The 20,425-nt window shown below is 68.4% G+C and carries 20 protein-coding genes; 9 read left to right on the plus strand and 11 right to left on the minus strand.

Annotation, left to right across the window (positions count from 1 at the left end):
- Positions 1–3: 3 nt before the first annotated feature.
- Together ACMX37_RS04015 and bchF are read right to left on the minus strand one after the other, a co-directional pair.
- Positions 4–1,308: a ferredoxin:protochlorophyllide reductase (ATP-dependent) subunit N gene (locus tag ACMX37_RS04015; RefSeq protein WP_483147624.1), complete on the minus strand. Its 1,305-nt coding sequence runs from the start codon at positions 1,306–1,308 to the stop codon at positions 4–6.
- Positions 1,305–1,844, minus strand: coding sequence for a 2-vinyl bacteriochlorophyllide hydratase (gene bchF, locus ACMX37_RS04020; RefSeq protein WP_483147625.1), 540 nt, complete (start codon positions 1,842–1,844; stop codon positions 1,305–1,307). Before bchF ends, ACMX37_RS04015 begins: the two co-directional genes overlap by 4 nt.
- A 255-nt stretch (positions 1,845–2,099) precedes the next feature.
- Here bchF and ACMX37_RS04025 point away from each other — a divergent pair, with 255 nt between their 5' ends.
- From ACMX37_RS04025 to ACMX37_RS04055, 7 genes are all read left to right on the plus strand, one after another.
- The gene (locus ACMX37_RS04025) at positions 2,100–2,993 is read left to right on the plus strand and encodes a cobalamin B12-binding domain-containing protein (RefSeq protein ID WP_483147626.1); all 894 of its coding nucleotides are present in this window, start codon (positions 2,100–2,102) and stop codon (positions 2,991–2,993) included.
- Positions 2,994–3,007: 14 nt separating this feature from the next.
- Positions 3,008–4,429, plus strand: a complete 1,422-nt coding sequence (gene ppsR, locus ACMX37_RS04030) for a transcriptional regulator PpsR (RefSeq protein WP_483147627.1) — start codon at positions 3,008–3,010, stop codon at positions 4,427–4,429.
- A gap of 309 nt (positions 4,430–4,738) precedes the next feature.
- Complete coding sequence (chlG, locus tag ACMX37_RS04035; RefSeq protein ID WP_483147628.1) at positions 4,739–5,665, plus strand: chlorophyll synthase ChlG; 927 nt, start codon at positions 4,739–4,741, stop codon at positions 5,663–5,665.
- Positions 5,665–7,020: a BCD family MFS transporter gene (locus ACMX37_RS04040; RefSeq protein ID WP_483147629.1), complete on the plus strand. Its 1,356-nt coding sequence runs from the start codon at positions 5,665–5,667 to the stop codon at positions 7,018–7,020. Before chlG ends, ACMX37_RS04040 begins: the two co-directional genes overlap by 1 nt.
- Complete coding sequence (locus ACMX37_RS04045; protein WP_483147630.1) at positions 7,017–8,210, plus strand: geranylgeranyl diphosphate reductase; 1,194 nt, start codon at positions 7,017–7,019, stop codon at positions 8,208–8,210. Before ACMX37_RS04040 ends, ACMX37_RS04045 begins: the two co-directional genes overlap by 4 nt.
- 34 nt (positions 8,211–8,244) lie before the next feature.
- Positions 8,245–8,748 carry a TspO/MBR family protein gene (locus ACMX37_RS04050; protein WP_483147631.1) on the plus strand — a complete coding sequence of 168 codons (504 nt, stop codon included), beginning with the start codon at positions 8,245–8,247 and terminating at the stop codon, positions 8,746–8,748.
- A 16-nt stretch (positions 8,749–8,764) separates the two neighbouring features.
- On the plus strand, positions 8,765–9,049 hold the full coding sequence (locus ACMX37_RS04055) for a hypothetical protein (protein WP_483147632.1): 285 nt from the start codon (positions 8,765–8,767) through the stop codon (positions 9,047–9,049).
- 114 nt (positions 9,050–9,163) lie between these two features.
- On the opposite strand, the gene pufM is transcribed toward ACMX37_RS04055, so the two are convergent.
- From pufM to ACMX37_RS04100, 9 genes are all read right to left on the minus strand, one after another.
- A complete protein-coding gene (gene pufM / locus ACMX37_RS04060) occupies positions 9,164–10,138 on the minus strand; it encodes a photosynthetic reaction center subunit M (protein ID WP_483147633.1) in 975 nt (324 codons plus the stop codon).
- A gap of 14 nt (positions 10,139–10,152) precedes the next feature.
- On the minus strand, positions 10,153–10,977 hold the full coding sequence (pufL, locus tag ACMX37_RS04065; protein WP_483147634.1) for a photosynthetic reaction center subunit L: 825 nt from the start codon (positions 10,975–10,977) through the stop codon (positions 10,153–10,155).
- 98 nt (positions 10,978–11,075) lie between these two features.
- Positions 11,076–11,264 (minus strand): light-harvesting antenna LH1, alpha subunit, encoded by a 189-nt coding sequence (gene pufA / locus ACMX37_RS04070; protein ID WP_088915091.1) that lies wholly within the window; start codon positions 11,262–11,264, stop codon positions 11,076–11,078.
- Positions 11,265–11,355: 91 nt separating this feature from the next.
- On the minus strand, positions 11,356–11,502 hold the full coding sequence (gene pufB, locus ACMX37_RS04075) for a light-harvesting antenna LH1, beta subunit (protein WP_088915090.1): 147 nt from the start codon (positions 11,500–11,502) through the stop codon (positions 11,356–11,358).
- 171 nt (positions 11,503–11,673) lie between these two features.
- Complete coding sequence (bchZ, locus tag ACMX37_RS04080) at positions 11,674–13,119, minus strand: chlorophyllide a reductase subunit Z (protein WP_483147635.1); 1,446 nt, start codon at positions 13,117–13,119, stop codon at positions 11,674–11,676.
- The gene (bchY, locus tag ACMX37_RS04085; protein ID WP_483147636.1) at positions 13,116–14,648 is read right to left on the minus strand and encodes a chlorophyllide a reductase subunit Y; all 1,533 of its coding nucleotides are present in this window, start codon (positions 14,646–14,648) and stop codon (positions 13,116–13,118) included. The genes bchZ and bchY overlap by 4 nt, the downstream gene beginning before the upstream one ends.
- Positions 14,645–15,640 (minus strand): chlorophyllide a reductase iron protein subunit X, encoded by a 996-nt coding sequence (locus ACMX37_RS04090; RefSeq protein WP_483147637.1) that lies wholly within the window; start codon positions 15,638–15,640, stop codon positions 14,645–14,647. The genes bchY and ACMX37_RS04090 overlap by 4 nt, the downstream gene beginning before the upstream one ends.
- Positions 15,634–16,581 (minus strand): chlorophyll synthesis pathway protein BchC, encoded by a 948-nt coding sequence (gene bchC / locus ACMX37_RS04095; RefSeq protein WP_483147638.1) that lies wholly within the window; start codon positions 16,579–16,581, stop codon positions 15,634–15,636. Before bchC ends, ACMX37_RS04090 begins: the two co-directional genes overlap by 7 nt.
- Before the next feature lie 128 nt (positions 16,582–16,709).
- Complete coding sequence (locus ACMX37_RS04100; protein WP_483147639.1) at positions 16,710–17,834, minus strand: methyltransferase; 1,125 nt, start codon at positions 17,832–17,834, stop codon at positions 16,710–16,712.
- A gap of 95 nt (positions 17,835–17,929) precedes the next feature.
- Between ACMX37_RS04100 and crtD the strand changes: the two genes are divergently transcribed.
- The gene (crtD, locus tag ACMX37_RS04105; protein WP_483147640.1) at positions 17,930–19,492 is read left to right on the plus strand and encodes a 1-hydroxycarotenoid 3,4-desaturase CrtD; all 1,563 of its coding nucleotides are present in this window, start codon (positions 17,930–17,932) and stop codon (positions 19,490–19,492) included.
- Between the two features lie 14 nt (positions 19,493–19,506).
- Positions 19,507–20,331 carry a hydroxyneurosporene dehydrogenase gene (locus ACMX37_RS04110; RefSeq protein ID WP_483148356.1) on the plus strand — a complete coding sequence of 275 codons (825 nt, stop codon included), beginning with the start codon at positions 19,507–19,509 and terminating at the stop codon, positions 20,329–20,331.
- The last annotated feature ends 94 nt before the right edge of the window (positions 20,332–20,425 follow it).

The raw sequence follows: 20,425 nt of genomic DNA on the forward strand, positions 1-20,425 counted from the left end.
GGTCTAGACCTCCAGCAGATCGCGGCGCCGTAGCGGCCGGGCGAAGAGTTCGGCGAGATCGGCGGCCTGATCGAAGCCGTGGATCGGCGAGAAGACGAGTTCGATCGCCCACTTGGTGGTGAGCCCCTCCATCTCGAGCGGGTTGGCGAGGCCGAGGCCGCAGACGGTGATGTCGGGCCGGTCGGCGCGCACGCGGTCAAGCTGGCGCTCGACATGCTGGCCTTCGCTGAGGCGCACATGCGCGCCGAAGCTTTCCAGTTCGCGCGCGAGGTGGGCGCGGTGGAGGTAGGGCGTGCCTACCTCGACCAGCTCCATGCCGAGTTCGTCCTGGAGGAAGCGCGCGAGCGGCACTTCGAGCTGCGAATCCGGCAGGAAGGTGATGCGCTTGCCCTCGAGCTGGGGACGCAGGTTGGCGAGCGCCCGTTCGGCCCGTGCGCGGGGTGCCGCGATGACCTGTTCCGCGTGCGCGGCGTCGATCCCGAAGGCCCGGGCCGCGGCGCGAAGCCAGTCGGAGGTGCCCTCCGCGCCGAAAGGAAAGAGAGCCTCGATCCGCGTCGCTCCGCGACCTTCCAGCGCCATCGCGGTCTCGCCGAGGAAGGGCTGGGCCAGCAGGTAGCGCGTGTTCGGCCCGACGGCCGGCAGATCGCGCGCATTGCGTGCCGGAAGCACCCCGACGCTGTCGATGCCGAGTTGGGCGAAGAGACGCAGGAACTGGTCCTCGACGATGTCGGGCAGGCTGCCGACGATCAGCAGCTCCGCAGGCGCATCGGCGGGAAGCGCGGGCATGACCGGCACCAGCGCGGCGAGGCAGGCGTCCTCGCCTTGCGTGAAGGTCGTCTCGATGCCGCTGCCGGAATAGTTGAGAATCCGCACCCGCGGCATGTGCACCGCGCCGAGCCGCTGCGCGGCCTTGGCGAGATCGAGCTTGATCACCTCCGAGGGGCACGACCCGACGAGGAACAGCGTGCGGATGTCGGGACGGCGTTCGAGCAGGCGGTTTACGACCCGGTCGAGCTCGTCCTGGGCATCGACCATGCCGGCAAGGTCCCGCTCTTCCATGATCGCGGTGGCAAAGCGCGGCTCGGCGAAGATCATCACACCCGCGGCGCTCTGGAGCAGGTGGGCGCAGGTGCGCGAGCCGACCACGAGGAAGAAGGCGTCCTGCATCTTGCGGTGGAGCCAGATGATGCCGGTCAGCCCGCAGAACACCTCCCGCTGGCCGCGTTCGCGCAGGACGGGGCGCTGGGCTTCGGCGGCGGGGCGGGCCTGCTCGGCCGCGCAGCCATCGAGGAGGTCGAGCGCATTCATGCGGCCACCGCCTGGCGCGCGGGTGCGCCTTCCAGACGCGCCATGCGCAGCTTCCACAGGAACTGCCCGGCGTTGATCACGTAGGCGCCGTAGCCCGCGAGCGCGACCAGCATCCGCTGTTCCAGCGTTCCCAGCCCGCCCAGCAGCATCGCCAGGTAAAGCGTGTGCAGCGCCAGCACGAGCATGGAGAAGACGTCTTCCCAGAAGAACGACTCGGCGAAGAGCCACTTCCCGAACACGACCTTCTCCCAGATCGAGCCGGTGATCATGATGGTGTAGAGCACCAGCGTCTTGATCACGATCGAGACATCGGCGGCAAAGACGCCTTCGCCTGTCGCGAGCGTGCGGATCACGAGGCCGAGGCTGACCAGGAATACGAGAAACTGCACCGGGGCGAGCACGCCCTGCACGACCGTCCAGACCGAAGCGTCCCGCCGCGCCCGCTCTTCCGCGGTGTAAAGTGCGCGGGAACTGCCCCTCTCGTGGCCCGCCCCCTTCACCGTGGTTCCGGGTTCGACCGGGGATGCCTGATCCATCCGAGTCATTTGTCGCGTCAGCCTTTTCTCTCAGACTCGGAACATTACGCTTTCCAACATAAGTGTCAATTGAATTGGACGTTCAGTTTTCTTGACGACTAATCCAACACGGGTAAGGTCGTTTGCGTGCCAGGCGAAAAAGGCGTAAACCGGAGTCGCTGGCTTTTCGGGATCAGGGCCAAGGCCGTTTCTTGCGGAAGCGGTCACTACCTCCTGCGGAAGGTTCGTCCGCACGACCTGGGGAGGGTCTGACGAATGGGAGAGTCCAAGGCTTCGGGCATGTTCGGCGCAGGATCGGCGGTGCTGCGGGGGGTGATTGCGGCGCCGCTGGAACGAGTCAGACGACGATCTTCCGGACCGGCGGACCAGCCCGACTCGGTCAACACCATCATCGAAAGCGAGATCATCCCGCGCCTGCTGATGGCGCATTCTTCCGGGGAGAACCGCAAGCGCTCCCGTCTGCTGCGCACCATCACCCCTGACGAGGCTTCGCGCTTTGCCGTCCTGCCGCTCCGGCTCGAGGCCGCGGCCCTTCTGGAGGAGGTCGACGCCTTCATCGCCAAGGGCGCCAGTGTCGAGACCATCTGCCTCGATCTGCTCGCCCCCGCCGCCCGCCGTCTCGGCGAGATGTGGGACAATGACGAGTGCGATTTCCTAGACGTGACAATGGGTTTGTGGCGTCTGCAGGAAGTCATGCGCGAAGTCGCCGCGCGGGCGCCGGTCGATCTGGCCGGCCTTGCCACGCCCCGTTGCGCGCTGTTCTCGCCGATGCCGGGCGATCACCACAACTTCGGCACGCTGATGATCGAGGAGGTCTTCGCCCGCGGCGGCTGGCGCAGCGAGGCGCTGGTCAAGCCCGAGCGGCGCGAGCTGCTCGACCGGCTCGCCCACCAGCCCTTCGACCTCGTAGGATTGACGCTCGCCCGCGATTGTCCTAGCGCCGCGCTGAGCAATCTCATCAAGGCGGTGCGCAACGTGTCCGCCAATCCTCACATCATCGTGCTGGTCGGCGGACGAATGATCAACGAGAATCCCGGAATGGCGATGGAAGTGGGGGCAGACGGCACGGGCGCGGATGCGCTCGCCGCGCTCGAACTCGCGAATGCGCTGGTGAAGACTGCTGCTGCCCGTGATCTGAACCTCCGGTAGGTTCGAGAACGGACATGCTCACCCGCAAGCACTCGATCGAAGGCAAGCACCCTTTCGGGAAGGCGGCGGAGCTGTTCAACACGCTCGATGCCGATGCGGCGATGAAGCTGGCGATGGTGGCGGGCGACGTCACCCTCGTTCTCGACGACACCGGCACGATCCTCGATGCGGCCTTCGACCCGCGCGAGTTCCCGAGCTTCACGACCATGGTCGGGACCAACTGGATCGAGACCGTCACCGACGAATCCCGCCCGAAGATCATGGAGATGCTCGCCGCCGCCCGGCGCGGCGAGGTGCAGCACTGGCGGCAGGTCAACCATCCCTCGCGCGATGGCGACGTGCCGATCCGCTATGCCGTGCTCAGCGTCAATCGCGGCGAGCACCGCATCGCCTTCGGCCGTGACCTGCGCGAGGCGGGCAAGCTCCAGCAGCGCCTGCTCCAGGTCCAGCAGTCGCTCGAACGCGACTACCTGCGGATGCGCCAGCTCGAGGCGCGTTACCGCATGCTGTTCGAGCGTTCGACCGAGCCGGTGCTGATCGTCGAGGCCGGCACGCTCCGGATCCGCGAGGCCAATCCGGCCGCCCACACGCTGGTGGGCGCACGTCCCGCCGGGCTGCCGGGCAAGAAGCTGCTGACCTTCATCGACAAGAACTCGCACGATGCGGTGCAGGCGCTGGTCGGCGCCGCGCTGGTGTCGGACACGGTCAGCCCGGGGCGCATCCGCATCGCCCGCGGGCAGCGCGAGGTGATGGCCAGCGTCAACGGCTTCACCCAGGACCGCGGCCAGTTCCTGCTGGTGCGGCTGGTGCCCGCGAGCGATCGGCCCACGGGCGAGTTTTCCCCCGTTCTGGCGCTCGTCGACCAGATGCCCGACGCCTTCGTGGTCGCCGACAGCAACCTCGAGATCGTCACCGCCAACGCCGCCTTCGTCGAGATGCTCCAGGCCGCCAGCGTCGACCAGCTGCGCGGCCGGCACCTGTCGGAATCGATCGGCCGGCCGGGCATCGATCTCGACCTGATCGAGGGCCAGATCGACCAGCACGGCGCGGCGCGCAATGTCGCCACCGTGCTGCGGGTCGGCCACGATGTCGACGGCGAACCGATTGAATTGTCGGCGGTCCGCACCTCGGGCGAGGATGGCTACTATGCCTTCGTGATCCGCCCGATCGGCCGCCGGCTGCGCGATCTGCCGCCCGGCGCGCAGGACCTGCCGCGCTCGGTCGAGCAGCTCACCGAACTTGTCGGCCGCATGAGCCTCAAGGACATCGTGCGCGAGAGCACCGACCTGATCGAGCGGCTGTGCATCGAGGCGGCACTGAGCTACACCTCGGACAACCGCGCCTCGGCCGCCGAGATCCTCGGGCTTTCGCGCCAGAGCCTCTATTCCAAGCTCCACCGCTACGGCCTCGGCAACCTCGCCGGCGACGGCGAGTAGGACGCGCGGCCCGAAGGGGCATTCCCAACCGCGAAAGACCACCGCACGACAGCGTGAAGACGCGCCGACGACAGCGGCATGCGCGGGGCATGGCAAAGGCATGGCGAACCTCGCGCGCGGGCACCTGCGGGGGCCGGCGCGAGGGACGCCGCGCAATCCTTTGCATTCCGACTGTCAATATGGCCGGCCTGTCCCGATGTGACATGGCTTTTCACCCGTTTACGAATCTGAATGCGAAAATCGGGGTTTGGCGGAAATGTAGTGTCCAAATAAGTTGACGCTTATCCCTGTCAGGCATAGCCTCGCGATATGGAGCACTCGGTACCCTCGACTCGCACCGTGCCCAGCCCGGCCCGGCGTCCCGGAGGCGCCCCGCGACCGCGCGACGTGCTCGAACTCCTCAAGCCGATCACCTGGTTCCCGCCGATGTGGGCCTTCATGTGCGGCGCCGTGTCCTCGGGCGCCGGGCTGGAGGGGCGCTGGTGGTTCGTCGCGGGCGGCGTGCTGCTGGCAGGGCCGCTGGTGTGCGGCACCTCGCAGGCCGTGAACGACTGGTTCGACCGCCATGTCGACGCCATCAACGAACCCCACCGCCCGATCCCCTCGGGCCGGATTCCGGGCCGGTGGGGGCTTTATATCGCCATCATCGCCAGCCTCGTCTCGGCGAGCGTCGGCTGGCTGCTCGGCCCGATCGTCTTCGTCGCATCGCTGGTCGGCCTCGCCTTCGCCTGGGCCTATTCCGCCCCGCCGCTGCGCTTCAAGGCGAACGGCTGGCTCGGCCCGCTGGTGTGCGGGCTGACCTACGAGGGGCTCTCGTGGTTCACCGGCGCGACCGTGATGCTGGGCGCGATGCCTTCCGCCGAGGTGATCGCGGTGCTGGTGCTCTATTCGCTCGGCGCGCACGGGATCATGGTCCTCAACGACTTCAAGGCGGTCGAGGGCGACCGCCAGACCGGCCTCACCTCGCTCCCCGTGGTGCTGGGCGTGAGCACGGCGGCGCGGCTCGCCTGCGTGACGATGGCCGCCGCACAGGTCGTGGTGATCGCGCTGCTGGCGGCGTGGGGCTACACGATCTCCGCCGTGGTGGTGACCGGCGTGCTCGCCGCGCAGATCGCCGCCATGCCGCGCCTGCTGCGCGATCCGGCGAAATATGCGCCGTGGTACAACGGGGTGGGCGTGACGCTCTACGTGCTGGGAATGCTGGCGGCGGCGCTCGGCCTCGGGGGGCAGATCTGATGCACGCCCCGCTGGCCTCGCCCTCGGTGCCGACCAGGGGCTTCGGCTGGCTGGCGATCATCCGCATCGGGCTGGTGCAGGCGGCGATCGGCGCGCTGGTGATGCTCGCCTCGACCGTGCTCAACCGGGTGATGGTGGTGGAGCTGAAGCTGCTGGCAACGATCCCCGCCGTGCTGGTGGCGTGGCATTACGCGGTGCAGCTGGGCCGCCCCCTGTGGGGTCATGCCTCGGACAAGGGGAATAACCGCACGGTCTGGATCGTCGGCGGGCTTGCCGTGCTGGCGGCGGGGGCCGTGCTGGCGACGCAGGCGACGCTGATGATGCGGGAATCCTTCGGCGCGGCCTTGGCGCTGGCGGTCTTCGCCTATGCGCTGATCGGCGCAGGCGTGGGCGCGGGCGGGACCTCGGCGCTGGCGCTGCTCGCGAGCGGGGTCGCGCCCGAACGGCGCGCGGCCGCCGCGGCGGTGACCTGGACGATGATGGTGGCAGGGATCGTCGCCTCGGCGATCACCGTGGGCCAGCTCCTCAAGCCCTTCAGCTTCGACCGGCTGCTGGTCGTCGCGGGCGGGCTGGCGCTGGCGATGGTGGCGCTGACGGTGCTGGCGACATGGCGGCTCGAACGGCAGGCAGGCCGCTTCGGCCATGCCGCGCGCGAGGGCGAGGTGCCCGATTTCCGCGCCGCGCTGGCGGAGATCTGGCACGAGCCTGCGGCGCGGCGCTTCACCGTCTTCATCTTCGTCTCGATGATCGCCTTCTCGATGCAGGACCTGATCCTCGAGCCCTTCGCGGGGCTGATCTTCGGCCTCTCGCCAGGGGAATCGACCCAGCTGGGCGGGCAGCATCAGGGCGGCATCCTTCTCGGCATGATCCTGACCGGCGTGGGCGGCAGCGCCTTCACCGGCAAGCGGCCCGACGGCCTGCGCGCCTGGGTGATCGGCGGGTGCCTGCTCTCGGCCGCGGGGCTCGCGGCGCTGGGGGTTGCGGCGGTGAGCGGGCCACCGTGGCCGCTCGGGGCCAACGTCTTCGTGCTCGGCTTCGGAAACGGCGTCTTCGCGGTCGCCGCCATCGGCGCGATGATGGGCCTCGCCGGTGCCGGCGAGACCACCCGCGAGGGCGTGCGCATGGGCGTGTGGGGTGCCAGCCAGGCGATCGCCTTCGGGCTCGGGAACCTGCTCGGGGCGGGGGGCGTCGACTATGCCCGCCACGCGCTGGGCGCCGACGGGCCGGCCTTCCAGATGGTCTTCGCCATCGAGGCGGCCGCCTTCGTCCTCGCCGCGCTGCTGGCGGTCAAGGCGACGGGCGGGGCGGCGATCCGCGCCGAGGGGGCAAAACGCAAGGAAGGGGTCTACGCATGAACCAGACGATCTACGATGCCGTGGTGATCGGCGGCGGGCCCTCGGGCTCGACGGCCGCGACCGACCTTGCGCTGGCGGGCCATTCGGTGCTGCTGATCGAGCGCGGAGGGCGGATCAAGCCCTGCGGCGGCGCGGTGCCCCCGCGGCTGCTCGCCGATTTCGACATTCCCCAGTCGCTGCTGGTCGCCAAGGCGCGCTCGGCCCGGATGATCGCCCCCTCGGGCCGTGCGGTCGACATGCCGGTGGGCGAGATCGGCTATGTGGGGATGGTCGACCGCGAGGAATTCGACGAATGGCTGCGCGAGCGCGCCCGCCATTCCGGTGCCGAGCGCCTCACCGCGACTTTCGAGAAGATCGAGCGTGACGACAAGGCCCACCCCATCGTCACTTTCCGCCGCACCAGGGGCGGCCCGCTCGAGAGCGTGCGGGCCCGGGTGGTGATCGGTGCCGACGGCGCGCGCTCGGCGGTGGCCAAGCAGTGCCTGCCCGGCGCCGAGCGGGTGCCTTGCGTCTTCGCCTATCACGAGATCATCAAGAGCCCGCCCAAGAACACCGACCAGTTCGACGCCTCGCGCTGCGATGTCTTCTACCAGGGCCGCCTCTCGCCCGATTTCTACGCCTGGGTCTTCCCCCACGGTGAGACCGCGAGCATCGGGGTGGGCAGCGCCAACAAGGGCTTTTCCCTGCGCGGCGCGATCGCGACGATGCGCGACGACCTGGGGCTCGACCGCTGCGAGACGGTGCGCCGCGAGGGCGCGCCGATCCCCCTGAAGCCGCTGAAGCGCTGGGACAACGGCGCCGACGTGATCGTCGCGGGCGATGCCGCGGGGATCGTGGCGCCCGCCTCGGGCGAGGGCATCTATTACGCAATGGTCGGCGGGCGGATGGTGGCCGAGGCCAGCGCCGCCTTCCTCAGGACCGGGGAGGCGAAGCACCTGCGCTCGGCCCGCAAGGCCTTCATGAAGGAGCACGGCAAGGTCTTCTGGGTGCTCGGGGTGATGCAGTATTTCTGGTATTCCTCCGACAAGCGCCGCGAACGCTTCGTGACCATGTGCGACGACAAGGACGTGCAGGAACTGACCTGGCAGGCCTACATGCACAAGAAGCTGGTGCGCGCGAAGCCGCTCGCCCACGTCAAGATCTTCCTCAAGGACACCGCGCACCTGCTCGGCCTGCGCCCCGCGACCTGAGCCGGCGCGCGCATTCCCGTTGCAGGCCCGCCGCATGAGCCTTAGACCCCTTGCGATGAACCGGATGATGATCCTGCCGGTGATGGTGGCGAGCGTGGCGGCGCTGTGCGTGGCGGCGCTGGGCGCGACCGTCACCGATCTCGGGCCGTGGTACCAGGCGCTCGCCAAGCCCGCGTGGAACCCGCCCGACGTGGTCTTCCCGATGGGCTGGACGGTAATCTACGCCTTGATCACCGTCGCCGGGATCACCGCCTGGCGCGCGGCGCCGAACACGGCGGCGGCGGAATGGGTGATCGGCCTGTTCGCATTGAACGGCTTTCTCAACATCAGCTGGTCGATCCTGTTCTTCCGCTTCCAGCGGCCCGACTGGGCGTTCTACGAGGTCGTGCTGCTGTGGCTCTCGATCCTCGCGATGATCCTCTATTGCGGGCGCTTCTCGAAGAAGGCGGCACTGCTGCTGGTGCCCTACCTGGCATGGGTGACCTTCGCGGCCGCGCTCAACCGGGCGGTGGTCGCGCTCAACGCGCCCTTCGGCTGAGGCAGGCGCGGCGCGCATGGCAGGGCAGGGCCTCGTCGAATTGCTGTTCGAAGGCGGCCATGCCGCCGACGTGATCCTCGCGGTGCTCGCGGCCGAGGCGCTGTGGCTGCGCGCCGCGCGCCACTGGCGGTGGAGCGCGGTGCTCGGGCTGCTGGGGCCTGCCGCGCTGATCGTGCTGGGGCTGCGGGCGGCGATGACGGGGGCGGCGTGGTGGTGGATCGCGCTGCCGCTCGGCGCCTCGCTGCCGCTCCACCTCATCGATCTGCGCACCCGGCTGGGCTCGCCACCGCCGCCGCCCTGACCAGGCCACCTTTCGCTCCCCATCACGGACAAGGAAAAACCCGGCCCGGCGCTGTGCCGGACCGGGTCCATGTTCCTGTCCTTGGGGAGGGGAGGGGCCTTGCGGCCCCGTCCCTCACTTCTGGCCGGCCGAAGCCTGCGCCGCACCGGTCGGATCGTAGTGGATCGTGTCCGGAGCATAGTAGTGTTCCTGGGCCCACAGGTACCAGTTGTCGACCACGGTGCCGGTGAGCAGGATGCCGATGCCGCCCGTGAGGGTGGTCAGCACCGCGAACCACCAGGCCCAGCGGTGGATGGATTCGAAGGTTGCGTTGAACCCCATCACCCAGCGCCAGAACAGCGCGCCGCGTTCGGCGGCCGTCCCGCGGTCGGTGATCTGCTCGATCTCGCGCTCGCCGCCGTAGCGGCCGAGGGCCAGGATCGTCGCCCCGTGCATCGCGAACAGCACCGCCGACCCGTAGAGGAAGACGATCGAGAGCGCGTGGAACGGATTGTAGAACAGGTTCCCGTAGACCAGCGAGAAGTTGTTGGTCCAGTTGAGGTGCTCGAAGATGCCGAAGGGCACGGCTTCCGACCACTGGCCCAGCAGCATCGGGCGGATGAAGCCCAGCACCAGGTAGAGCCAGATCGCCGAGGCGAAGGCCCAGGGGATGTGCATCCCCATGCCCAGCGCCTTGGCACGGCGGTAGGTGCGCACCCACCACAGCAGGATCGAGACCGTCAGGAAGAAGCCGGCGAGGATCCACCAGCCGCCTTCCTTCAGCGGCACGAACGGGCTGAAGCCGTATTCGGGCCCCGGAGGGTTGAGCGAGAGCCAGAAGAACTCGCGCATGAAGCCCTGCGGGCTCCAGTTCACCTGCGCCCAGAAGTTGAGGCCGATGATCAGGATCGCCAGCGTGCCGCAGACGAGGCTGAGCGTGCCGGTCCAGCCGAGATAGATCGGCCCCCACTGCGCCTGGCCGATCTTGCCGAACCAGTAGGAGTAGCCCGTGGCCGGGATGCGGATGTCTTCTCCGGCCGGCATCGGGACGCCCATTTCGGGTGGCCCCTTGACCTGCACCTGCGTGAAGATGTTCTGATAAGTCGCCATGGTTCAGGTGCTCCTTACGACCAGATCGGGATCTTCTTCCAGAAATCCCAGAATTCGATCCAGCTGCCGACATACAGAGTGCCGGAGATGACGATGCAGATGGCGCTCCAGAACCCGGCGTTGAGCGCCAGGAAGAGCCCCACCCGGTGGATGCCGAGCGTGCCGACCGAATAGCCGATGAAGTCACGGAAGTAGGTGTCTTCGTATTCGGGCGACTTGACGTCGGTGCCCCCGCTCGGATTCACCGCCGACAGCACCAGACCGCCGTGCAGGGCGAGCGCGAGACAGTTCGTGAAGAAGAACGTGATCGCGAGCATGTGCACGGGGTTGTAGTGGAAGTTGCCGAAAGCGTAGCCGACGTTCGAGACCCACTCGAGGTGGGTCCAGATCCCGTAGGGGAAGCCGTTGCCCCACGCGCCCATCCACAGCGGACGGATGACGTTGAGCGAGACATAGGCAAAGACCGCCACGCTGAAGGCGATCGGCACGTGGTAGCTCATGCCGAGCTTGCGGGAGATTTCCGCCTGCCTGAGCACCCACGAGCTGAACGCGATGACAGCGCAGCAGGTGATGATCTGCCAGTATCCGCCCTCCTGGAGCGGAGCGAGGCTGAGGCCGTATTCGATCGGCGGCGGGTTGATCGAAATGAGCCAGGGGTTGAGAGTCGGGCCCTGCGTCGCGGCGGCGAAGATCAGTGCGGTGCCAAGCAGCGCGCTGATTGCCGTCGTCACTCCAAAGAATCCGACATAAAACGGCCCGACCCAGAAGTCGAAAAGGTCGCCGCCGATCAATGTGCCACCGCGGACGCGGTATTTCCGCTCGAAACTAAGGAGCGCCATAGGTCCATCCTCCCCGCCACTGGGGCGGGTGCTATAGGTTGTCGACGAGTGTTAGGAGGCAGGCAGGCGAACCTGCCCCCTCACATTTTCGAGACGAACTATCCCGCCGCCGGAGCTTCCGACGATTCGATAGCCGCCTGGGCCGGCGCAGCGCTGGCGTCTTCGAGCCAGTTGTAGCGTTCGGTGCTGAGCAGGATGAAGTGGATGGTGAACGCCAGGACGGCGAGACCAACGTGCAGCGCCACGAGGGTGCGGCGGATGTCGAAGTAGAACCAGAGTCTCCACATGGTGAAGTTCCTTTCAGATTTTTCGGATCACGGTTCCGACCGAAAGCGGACCGGCAAGCCGGTGGCGTTCAGCCGAACAGCCGGTCTTGGATCAGAGCGGCAGCCAGGGCTTGTTGGCCCAGAGCAGCGCATGGGCGACAAGCGCGATCACCACGTAGATGGTGAAAGTGCCCATGAAGCCCTTGTGGATTTCCTGAGCCTCTTCAGGGGTCAGGTGAGTCCCGATGCGTTCATTCATTGGGTTGTCTCCGTTCAGTTGGGTGTGAATGGAAGCCCGAAGGCCCCCGTCGGCATCCCCGCGTGATCCCCCACGTGGATTGGAGAGCCCCCGTCAGGGGGGCATGGGCTGGCGCTGCGGCGGCGATGCTCCGCGGCAGCGACAAAGGCATGTGGCGGGCGCGCATCGTCATCATGCTCCCGCTCCTTCCAGCAGTGCCTCTTCGAGGCAGTCTGCCGTGACCGTTTCGGTTCCCCGCTGGCGCGCGGTCCGCTCCGCCGCGTCGCGCAGGCGCTTGGCGGCGGAAATGCGGATCAGCACCGGCTGGGCTTCGACGAGTGTATCGAGCCGCGCCTTGGCGGCCTTGTCCCAGATCAAGGGCGCTTCCACCCGCGCGGGCGTCGCGTCGACCTTGTCCATCTCGGTCCCGAGCGGGAGGATGTGGAACAGCGCGTCGAACAGCGCGTTGCAGACTTCCTGCACCAGATAGGTCGCGCCCGAATAGCCCATGAACGGCGTGCCGGTGTGGCGGCGGATCGCGGCGCCGGGGAAGCTGGCGGGGATATACATCCCGCGCGCCCCGCACTCGGCCATGTACATCCGTTCGTTGTAGCTGCCGAACACCACCAGCGGCGGGTTGGCCCGGATCGCGGCGCGCACGTCCTCGTTCTTCGGCTTCACCCCGGCACAGCGGGAGAAGGCGAAGGCGCAGGGCAGGCCCATGTCGTCCTCGAGGAAGTGGCGGATGCCGCGCGCGTAGGTCTCGTTCGCGACGATGCCGAAGCTCGCGGTGCCGAAGAAGTCTTGCGTGACCGAGCGCCACAGGTCCCACAAGGGCTTGATGGTGGTGTGCTTCTCGCGCTCGATGAAGGGCTCGGGGTCGAGGCCGAGCTCGGCGGCGAGCGCGCGCAGGAACTTGGTGGTCTGCGACAGGCCGACGGGAGCCTGGAAATAGGGCCGCTCGAGCGTCTCGCACAGGTTGCGGCCGAACTCGCGGTACATGCAGACATTCGCGTCCGCCGCGGCGAGCTTGGCGATGTCGGCAAGGTGCGTGCCGAGCGGGAAGACCACGCCGACTTCCGCGCCGATGCCTTCGACCAGCCGCCGGATCTCGGCGAGGTCGGAGGGCATGTTGAACATGCCGTAGGACGGGCCGATGATGTTGACGACCGGCTTCTCGCCTTCGCGGCGCTCGCGCTTGGCGGGCATCTTCTTGGGGCCGAATTCGGTCCACAGCCAGGTCAGCGCGCGGTCGGCGCTCTGCCACTGGTCCTCGTCGATGGTGCGCGGCAGGAAGCGCTTGATGTTGGTGCCCTCGGGCGTCACGCCGCCGCCGATCATCTCGGCGATCGAGCCGGTGACGACCACGCAGGGCAGCTCCGGATCGAGCGTCTTCCACGCCCGCTTCATCGCGCCTTCGGTGCCGGTCTTGCCGAGCTCCTCCTCGGCGAGGCCGGTGACGACGATCGGCAGCTCGTGCGGGGGCAGGGCATCTGTGTAGTGCAGCACCGAGGTGACCGGCAGGTTTTCGCAGCCGACCGGGCCGTCGATGATCACCTGCAAGCCCTTCACCGCGGTGAAGACGTAGGTGGCGCCCCAGTAGCCGCCGGCGCGGTCGTGATCGAGGACGAGCGTCATGTGCCGATCGCCTCCGATGCCTTGCGCGCGGCCTCGTTGAGGGCGGCATACTTCTTGCGGAACTTGGGCCGGTCGACCGGCACGTCTTCCCACACACCCGCGGCGTGCTCGGTGCCGACGCCCTCGAAGAAGTCGCGCATCGCATCGAAGCGCGCCTTGTTGCCCATTGCGGCGTTGATCACCGTGGCGAGGCTGCCTGCCCCTGCCGGGCCCATCAGCGGGCGCGCCGAGATGAGGTTGGTGAAGTAGAGCGCCGGGATCGCCTTCGCCTTGGCGTGCTGCACCACCGGGGTGGTGCCGATGGCGAGATCGGGGCGATATTCCTCGACCGCGGCGATATCCTGTTCGAGGCTGGCGCGGAACTGGACCTGCACCCCGCGCGCCTCGAGCCATTCGCGGTCGGCATCCGACCACTTCGTGCGCGGGCAGGCCGAGCCGACATAGCGCACATCCGCGCCACTTTCGACCAGCAGGCGGGCGACCAGCAGCTCCGAGCCCTCGTAGCCCGAAACCGTGATGCGGCCCTTGATCGGCATGTTCGCCAGAGCGCCCTTGCAGGCGCCGATCATCGCGTTCTTGACGCCGTCGACCTGCGCTTGCGGCAGGCCCATGACATCGCCCAGCGATTGCAGCCAGGCGGCGGTGCCGTCCGCGCCCACCGGGGCCGAGCCGATCACCGGGCGACCCGCGGCTTCGAATTCGCGGATCGAGGCGGTGTAGAAGGGGTGGATCGCGGCGACGACCGCGCAATCCAATGCGGCATAGAGCTCGCGCCATTCGCGGGTCGGGACCACGGGGCCGGCGGCAAGGCCGAGGGGCGCGAGCATCTGCCCGATCACCACCGGATCGGCCGGGAACATCTCGCCCAGCAGCGCCACGCTCGGCCGGTCGGCACGCTCGCGCGGGGCCGCGACGGGGCCGGCCATGACTTCCTCGCGCGCATATTGGAGCATCGCGCCGGCCAGGACGTCCTTCGCCTCGGCGTGGGTGGGGATGCCGAAGCCGGGCACGTCGATGCCGATGATCCGCACCCCGTTGATCTGCTTCTTCAGCAGCCTCAAGGGCACGCCGCTCGCGGTGGGCACGCACAGGTTGGTGACCACGATCGCATCGTAGAGATCGGGATCGGCCATCCCTTCGACGGCTTCCTTGATGTCCTCGAACAGCTTGCCGGTAACGAGCGTTTCCGAGGAGAAGGGCACATAGCCGACCGTCCGCCGCGCGCCGTAGAAGTGCGAGGTGAAGGTCAGGCCATAGACGCAGCAGGCCGAGCCCGAGAGCACGGTCGCAGTGCGCCGCATTCTCAGGCCCACCCGGAGTGACCCGAACGCGGGGCACATGGATTGGGGTTGGTCGTGGGGGCCGACCGGATAGTCGGCGGCATATTGATCGAGGATCTCGCTCTTGCCCGCGGCGCGCGCGGCCTCGCGCATCGTGTCCTTCGAGGCGCAGCCGCCCGCCTCCGCGCCGGGATCGAGAGCGATCCGGTCGGGGGTGCGTTCCGCGTCAAAGGCGCTGTGGTCGCTCATGCCTCGTCGTAGATCACTTCGAGGCTGGGGCGGGTTTCGAACACCCCGCCGCGCATGTCGGCCTGGGTGGCGGGAACCAGCTCGACATTGCCGCCGACGACATCGGCGCTGAACAGGCCGAGGAGGCCGTCCTGATCGAGCGGGGTGGGGCGCAGCGGCGGGGCGCTGGCGACATTTTCCGCCAGCTCCTCGAACAGGCTGCCCCATTCGCCGCCGGGGAAGCCGATGATCTGGTAATTGGCGCTCTTGCGGCGGATGTCCTCGTTGGCGGGGATCGCGGTGAGCACCGGGATGCCGACCGCCTTGGCGAAGGCATGGGCCTCGCCCGTGCCGTCGTCCTTGTTGACGATCATGCCCGCCACGCCGACATTCCCGCCCATCTTGCGGAAATATTCGACCGCCTGACACACGTTGTTCGCCACATAGAGCGATTGCAGGTCGTTCGATCCGACCACGATCACCTTCTGGCACATGTCGCGGGCGATCGGCAGACCGAAGCCGCCGCACACCACGTCGCCGAGGAAGTCGAGCAGGACGTAATCGAAGCCCCAGTCGTGGAAGCCAAGCTTCTCGAGCGTCTCGAAGCCGTGGATGATCCCGCGCCCGCCGCAGCCGCGCCCGACCTCGGGCCCGCCGAGTTCCATCGCGAAGACGCCGTCGCGCTGGAAGCACACATCCTCGATGCGCACTTCCTCGCCCGCGAGCTTCTTCTTCGAGGAGGTCTCGATGATCGAAGGCGTGGCCTTGCCGCCGAACAGCAGGCTGGTTGTGTCGGACTTGGGATCGCAACCGATCAGCAGCACGCGCTTGCCCTGCTGGGCCATCATGTAGCTGAGATTGGCGAGCGCGAAGCTCTTGCCCGAGCCGCCCTTGCCGTAGATCGCGATGATCTGTGTCTCGCTCTTCACCTCGCCGGTGTGGACCGGATCGGGCTCGTGGCTTGCCTCTTCGCGAAGGTGGGCGGCCTGGGTATCAAGCACGGACATCAGCATTCGCTCCAATCGAGGACCATCTTCAGGCAATCGGGATCGCTGAAGGCTTGGGGGTAGGCGTCGAGCGCCTCTCCGGCAGGGCGCCGGTTGGTGACGAGACCCTTGAGGTCGAGCCTGCTGCATTCGATCAGCGCCCGCGTTTCGGCGAGGTCGCCGGGTTGCCATTCGGCAGCGACCCGGAAATGGGCCTCGCGCATGAAGGCGGCCGGGAAGGCGAAGCTGACGCGTTCGGAATAGAAGCCGGCCAGCACGATCTCTCCGCCCTTGGAAAGGCGCATCACCAGATCGTCGATCAGGCCGGCATCGCCGCTGGCGTCGTAGATCGCGTGATAATCGCGCCGCTCGTCGGCGGCGGGGTCGATGACGGTGTAGCCGGCCGCGCCATTGCGGCGGGCGGGATTGGTTTCCCACACCGTCGGCGCCGCGCCGCCGAGGGCGAGCGTCAGACGGGCGAGCAGGCGGCCGAGCACGCCGTGCCCGACGATCAGGTCGGGCAACGACTCGCGCCGGGCAAAGCCGCCCTTGATCGCGTGGAGCGCGGTCGCGGCGAGCGCGCAGAGCACGCCGGCCTCACCGAGGTGTTCGGGAATGGGCAGGGCCCGGGCCGAGGGCACGATCACCCGCTGCGCCGTGCCGCCAAAGAGGCCGCGGGCATCCTGATAGCAATTTGCCCCGGGCACGAAGACCCAGTCGCCCAGCCGTGAGCGGGCATCGGGCCCGGTCTCGACGATGCGGCCGACCGATTCATAGCCCGGCACCAGCGGATAGCCGAGGCCCGGGAAGGGCGGCATGCGTCCGGTGAAGAGGAGCTTCTCGGTGCCGGTGCTGATGCCGCTCCAGGCGATCTCGACGAGAACGTCCGAGGCTTCCACCGGCTTCATTTCGAGCGACCGGAGAGCGAGGCGCTCCGGTGCTTCGAGAATGACGGCCAGCGTGTTCATGTCCTCGGTCCTCCCTGAGGGGTCAATTCGAGGCGCGAACGCCGAGTCGAAAACCCCGCAGCTACGTTCTCCCAACTGTGTGCTACGCCTTACGTTCCCTACTGTCAAACAACTTGGACAAATTATGCTCAAGCGGTGGCAAGGATCACGCTTGCGTTGACCGGTTGCGCCGTTGCGACGAGGCGAGCGCGCGCAAAGCCGGCCTGGCGGCACATGGCGATGATCTCGGCCGGGCTGCGCGGGCGCCCCGAGCCCATCGCCCAGAGGTAGAGGCCGAAAAAGGCCTCGCCCATCGGCTCCGCGCCAGGAATTCGCGCCATGGGTTCGGCGATCAGCAGCCGGGCTCCGGGGGCGAGGCTGGCGCGGATGTTGGCGAGCAGGCTCTGTGCCGGCGCATCGTCGTGATCGTGGAGGATCCGGATGAGCGACACCATGTCATAGCCTTGCGGTATGGAATCGCTGAAGAAATTTCCGGGATGCGCGGTGATGCGGTGTGGGCCGAGCGCCTCGCCCAGCACCGCGGCTCCGGTCGCGGCGACCTCCGGAAGATCGAACAGGCCGAGCTTCAACTGCGGCCAGGCCGCGCCGATGTGCCGGAGGAACGCCCCGTGCCCGCCGCCGACATCGAGCAGCCGCTCGACGTCGCGGAAGGTGACCGCAGCCAGCACCTCCTCGGCCACGAAGTGCTGCGAGGCGGCCATCAATGCCGAATATTCCGCCGTGTCCTCGCCCCTTTCGGTCACGCCCTGGAGCGCCCCGGCATAGGTCCAGAAGCGCGAGAGCGCCGTGGGCGCGGCCCGGTCGGCACGCAGCAGGGCGAGCGGATCGGCCAGGTCGGCATAGAGCAAGCGGTGATGCCGGACCATCGCCTGCACGCCGGGATTGGTCGCGAAAACAGCGCCTTGCTCTCCCAGCATCCAGCGATCTGGCGCCGGCTCCTCCGACAGCATCAGCGGGCGGCCGGCGCGCAGCAGGGTGAGCGCGGCGCTCTCCGACAGGTCCATCCTGGCGGCGACATCGGCGGCGGAGAGCGGGCCGTCCGCCAGCACGTCGAACAACCCGCCTTCGACATAGGCGCGCAGGACCTGCGAATAGGCAAAGCCCGCGAGCAGGTCGAAGGCGCCATTGGCACGGCTGCGCGCGATCCACCGGATGAGCGGCAGGCGGGCGGCCCAGTGCTGGAATCCGGCGCTCGAGAACAGCCGGTTGCGGCGGGCCACGTAACCGAGCTTGAAGGCGGCCCAGCGGCTCACTGTCGGGGTGCTTCACGGGCCATATGTCTAAAAGATTGGACATGTTGGCGCGTAAGGTCAATGATAATCGCGGTTGTTGACGGGAGCGAGGACAGGTGCACGCGCGAGTCGCCGTGATCGGAGCCGGGATCGGCGGCCTCACCAGCGCCGCCCTGCTCGCCGCGCGCGGCGCCGATGTCACCGTGTTCGAGAAGGAGGCCTGGGTCGGCGGCAAGGCACGCCGGGTCGAGGTCGATGGCGCGGCGATCGACGGCGGGCCCACGGTCTTCACCTATCGCGCCGTGTTCGACGAGGTCTTCGCCGCCTGCGGGGCGCGGCTCGATGACCATGTCACCGCCCGCCGCGCCGAGGTGATCGCCCGCCATGCGTGGGACGATGGCGGCCATCTCGATCTTTTCGCCGACCCCGAAGCGAGCGCCGCATCCGTCGCCGCTTTTGCGGGGGAGGAGGCCGCGCGGGGCTACCGCGCCTTCGCCGCCGAGGCCGCGCGGATCTTCGGCGTGCTGGAGGAACCCTTTTTGCGCGGCGACAAGGCCTCGACCCCGCTGCCGATGATGTGGCGGATCGGGCCGTGGCGGATCGGCGACGCGCTGGCGATGCGCCCCTTCGACGGGATGTGGACAGCGCTCGGAGAGCACTTCGCCGACCCGCGCCTCCGGCAATTGTTCGGGCGCTATGCCACCTATTGCGGTTCCTCGCCCTTCGCCGCGCCCGCGACGCTGATGCTGATCGCCCATCTCGAGGCGCGCGGGGTGTGGCTGATCGAGGGCGGGATCCATGCGCTGGCGAAGGCGCTCGCGGGCCTCGCCGAGCGGCAGGGCGCGCGGGTGCGCACCGGCGCACCGGTGGCCGAGATCCTTACCACGCAAGGGCGCGCCAGCGGGGTGCGCCTTGCATCGGGCGAGGCGATCCCGGCCGACATCGTCATCTGCAACGGCGATCCCGGCGCGCTCGCCACCGGCCGCTTCGGCGAGGCGGCGGCCCGCGCGGTGCCCGCGATCCCGCAGGCCAAGCGCTCGCTCTCGGCGCTGGTGTGGTATGCCCATGCCGAGACGCGCGGCTTCGAGCTGACCCACCACAATGTCTTCTTCTCGCGCGATTACCCGCGCGAGTTCCGCGAGATCGCCGGGGGGGGCACGCCGTCCGAGCCCACGGTCTATGTCTGCGCCATCGACCGCGACGCTCGGACTGGCGCGCCCGCGCCGCAGGGCCGCGAGCGGCTCCAGATCATCGTCAACGCCCCTGCCGACGGAGACGTCCACACCTACACACCCGAGGAGAGAGAGCGATGCACACGGGCCATGATGGCCACGCTCAGGCGCTGCGGCCTGACGCTGGAGGAAGCCTTCCCGCACCGGCTCATGACCCCTACGGACTGGGAGCACCTCTTCCCGGCCACCGGCGGCGCCCTCTATGGCAGAGCGTCGCACGGCTGGGCGGCCTCCTTCCAGCGGCAGGGGCCGAAGACGCGCCTTCCCGGGCTGTATTGCACGGGCGGGGCGACCCATCCGGCGGCTGGGGTGCCCATGGCAGCCTTGTCCGGGCAGCTGGCCGCGCGGGTGATCGCGAAGGACCTCGCTTCGACGAGGACATACCGGCGGGCGGCTACACCTGGTGGTATGTCGACGCGATCAGCGACGACGGGCAGCACGGGCTGACGATCATCGCCTTCCTGGGCTCGGTCTTCTCGCCCTATTACAAGAAGAGTGGGCGGGGCGATCCGCTCGACCATGCCTGCCTCAACGTCGCGCTCTATGGCCCGCAGCACCGCTGGGTGATGACCGAGCGCGGACGTGGCGCGGTGCGGCGCGATGCCAGCACCCTCGCGATCGGCCCCAGCAACGTGCGCTGGGAGCGCGGGGCGCTGACCATCGACATCGTCGAAGGCGACACGCGGCTGTTCGTGCCCTGGCAACGCCCCGTGCGCGGCACGCTGCGCGTGTTCCCAGAGATGCTCAACCGCACCGCCTTCGCGCTCGACGGGGCGGAGAACCACATCTGGCACTGCCTCGCGCCCTGCGCGCGGATCGAGGTGGAGATGACCGCCCCGGCGCTCAGGTGGCAGGGCCGCGCCTATCTCGATCACAACCGCGGGGCCGAGCCGCTCGAGACCGGATTCAACACCTGGCACTGGTCGCGTGCGCATCTGAAGGAAGGTGCGCTGGTGTGCTACGAGGGCGAGCGCGGCGACGGTTCGCTGTTCGCGAGCGCGCTCAGGTTCGACGCCAAGGGCGTGCCCGAGCCGGTCGACCTGCCCCCCATCGCCGCCCTTCCCGACAGCAGGTGGGGCATCACCCGTCGCACCCGCTCCGACATCGGCGTGGCCGAGGTGCGCCGGACCTGGGAGGACACCCCCTTCTACGCCCGCAGCGAGCTCGCCTCGCGCTTTGCCGGCGAGGAGGTGGTGGCGGTGCAGGAAAGCCTCGACATGCGCCGCTTCGCCTCGCCGCTGGTGCAGTTCATGCTGCCCTACCGGATGCCGCGGCGGAAGAGTTAGGCGGGGCGCGTCCTCGCAAACTCTGACGCAAACAGAGCCGGGCCGCCGCTACCGAAGTCAGCGGACTGCGATTCTGCACGGGATCATGGGTACC

The organism is Porphyrobacter sp. THAI-01a (assembly GCF_056868655.1).

Bases quoted from the DNA above. Each gene is read 5' to 3' on its own strand.
- ACMX37_RS04015 (WP_483147624.1), bottom strand. From the start codon at position 1,308: ATGAATGCGCTCGACCTCCTCGATGGCTGCGCGGCCGAGCAGGCCCGC.
- bchF (WP_483147625.1), bottom strand. From the start codon at position 1,844: ATGGATCAGGCATCCCCGGTCGAACCCGGAACCACGGTGAAGGGGGCG.
- ACMX37_RS04025 (WP_483147626.1), top strand. From the start codon at position 2,100: ATGGGAGAGTCCAAGGCTTCGGGCATGTTCGGCGCAGGATCGGCGGTG.
- ppsR (WP_483147627.1), top strand. From the start codon at position 3,008: ATGCTCACCCGCAAGCACTCGATCGAAGGCAAGCACCCTTTCGGGAAG.
- chlG (WP_483147628.1), top strand. From the start codon at position 4,739: ATGGAGCACTCGGTACCCTCGACTCGCACCGTGCCCAGCCCGGCCCGG.
- ACMX37_RS04040 (WP_483147629.1), top strand. From the start codon at position 5,665: ATGCACGCCCCGCTGGCCTCGCCCTCGGTGCCGACCAGGGGCTTCGGC.
- ACMX37_RS04045 (WP_483147630.1), top strand. From the start codon at position 7,017: ATGAACCAGACGATCTACGATGCCGTGGTGATCGGCGGCGGGCCCTCG.
- ACMX37_RS04050 (WP_483147631.1), top strand. From the start codon at position 8,245: ATGAGCCTTAGACCCCTTGCGATGAACCGGATGATGATCCTGCCGGTG.
- ACMX37_RS04055 (WP_483147632.1), top strand. From the start codon at position 8,765: ATGGCAGGGCAGGGCCTCGTCGAATTGCTGTTCGAAGGCGGCCATGCC.
- pufM (WP_483147633.1), bottom strand. From the start codon at position 10,138: ATGGCGACTTATCAGAACATCTTCACGCAGGTGCAGGTCAAGGGGCCA.
- pufL (WP_483147634.1), bottom strand. From the start codon at position 10,977: ATGGCGCTCCTTAGTTTCGAGCGGAAATACCGCGTCCGCGGTGGCACA.
- pufA (WP_088915091.1), bottom strand. From the start codon at position 11,264: ATGTGGAGACTCTGGTTCTACTTCGACATCCGCCGCACCCTCGTGGCG.
- pufB (WP_088915090.1), bottom strand. From the start codon at position 11,502: ATGAATGAACGCATCGGGACTCACCTGACCCCTGAAGAGGCTCAGGAA.
- bchZ (WP_483147635.1), bottom strand. From the start codon at position 13,119: ATGACGCTCGTCCTCGATCACGACCGCGCCGGCGGCTACTGGGGCGCC.
- bchY (WP_483147636.1), bottom strand. From the start codon at position 14,648: ATGAGCGACCACAGCGCCTTTGACGCGGAACGCACCCCCGACCGGATC.
- ACMX37_RS04090 (WP_483147637.1), bottom strand. From the start codon at position 15,640: ATGCTGATGTCCGTGCTTGATACCCAGGCCGCCCACCTTCGCGAAGAG.
- bchC (WP_483147638.1), bottom strand. From the start codon at position 16,581: ATGAACACGCTGGCCGTCATTCTCGAAGCACCGGAGCGCCTCGCTCTC.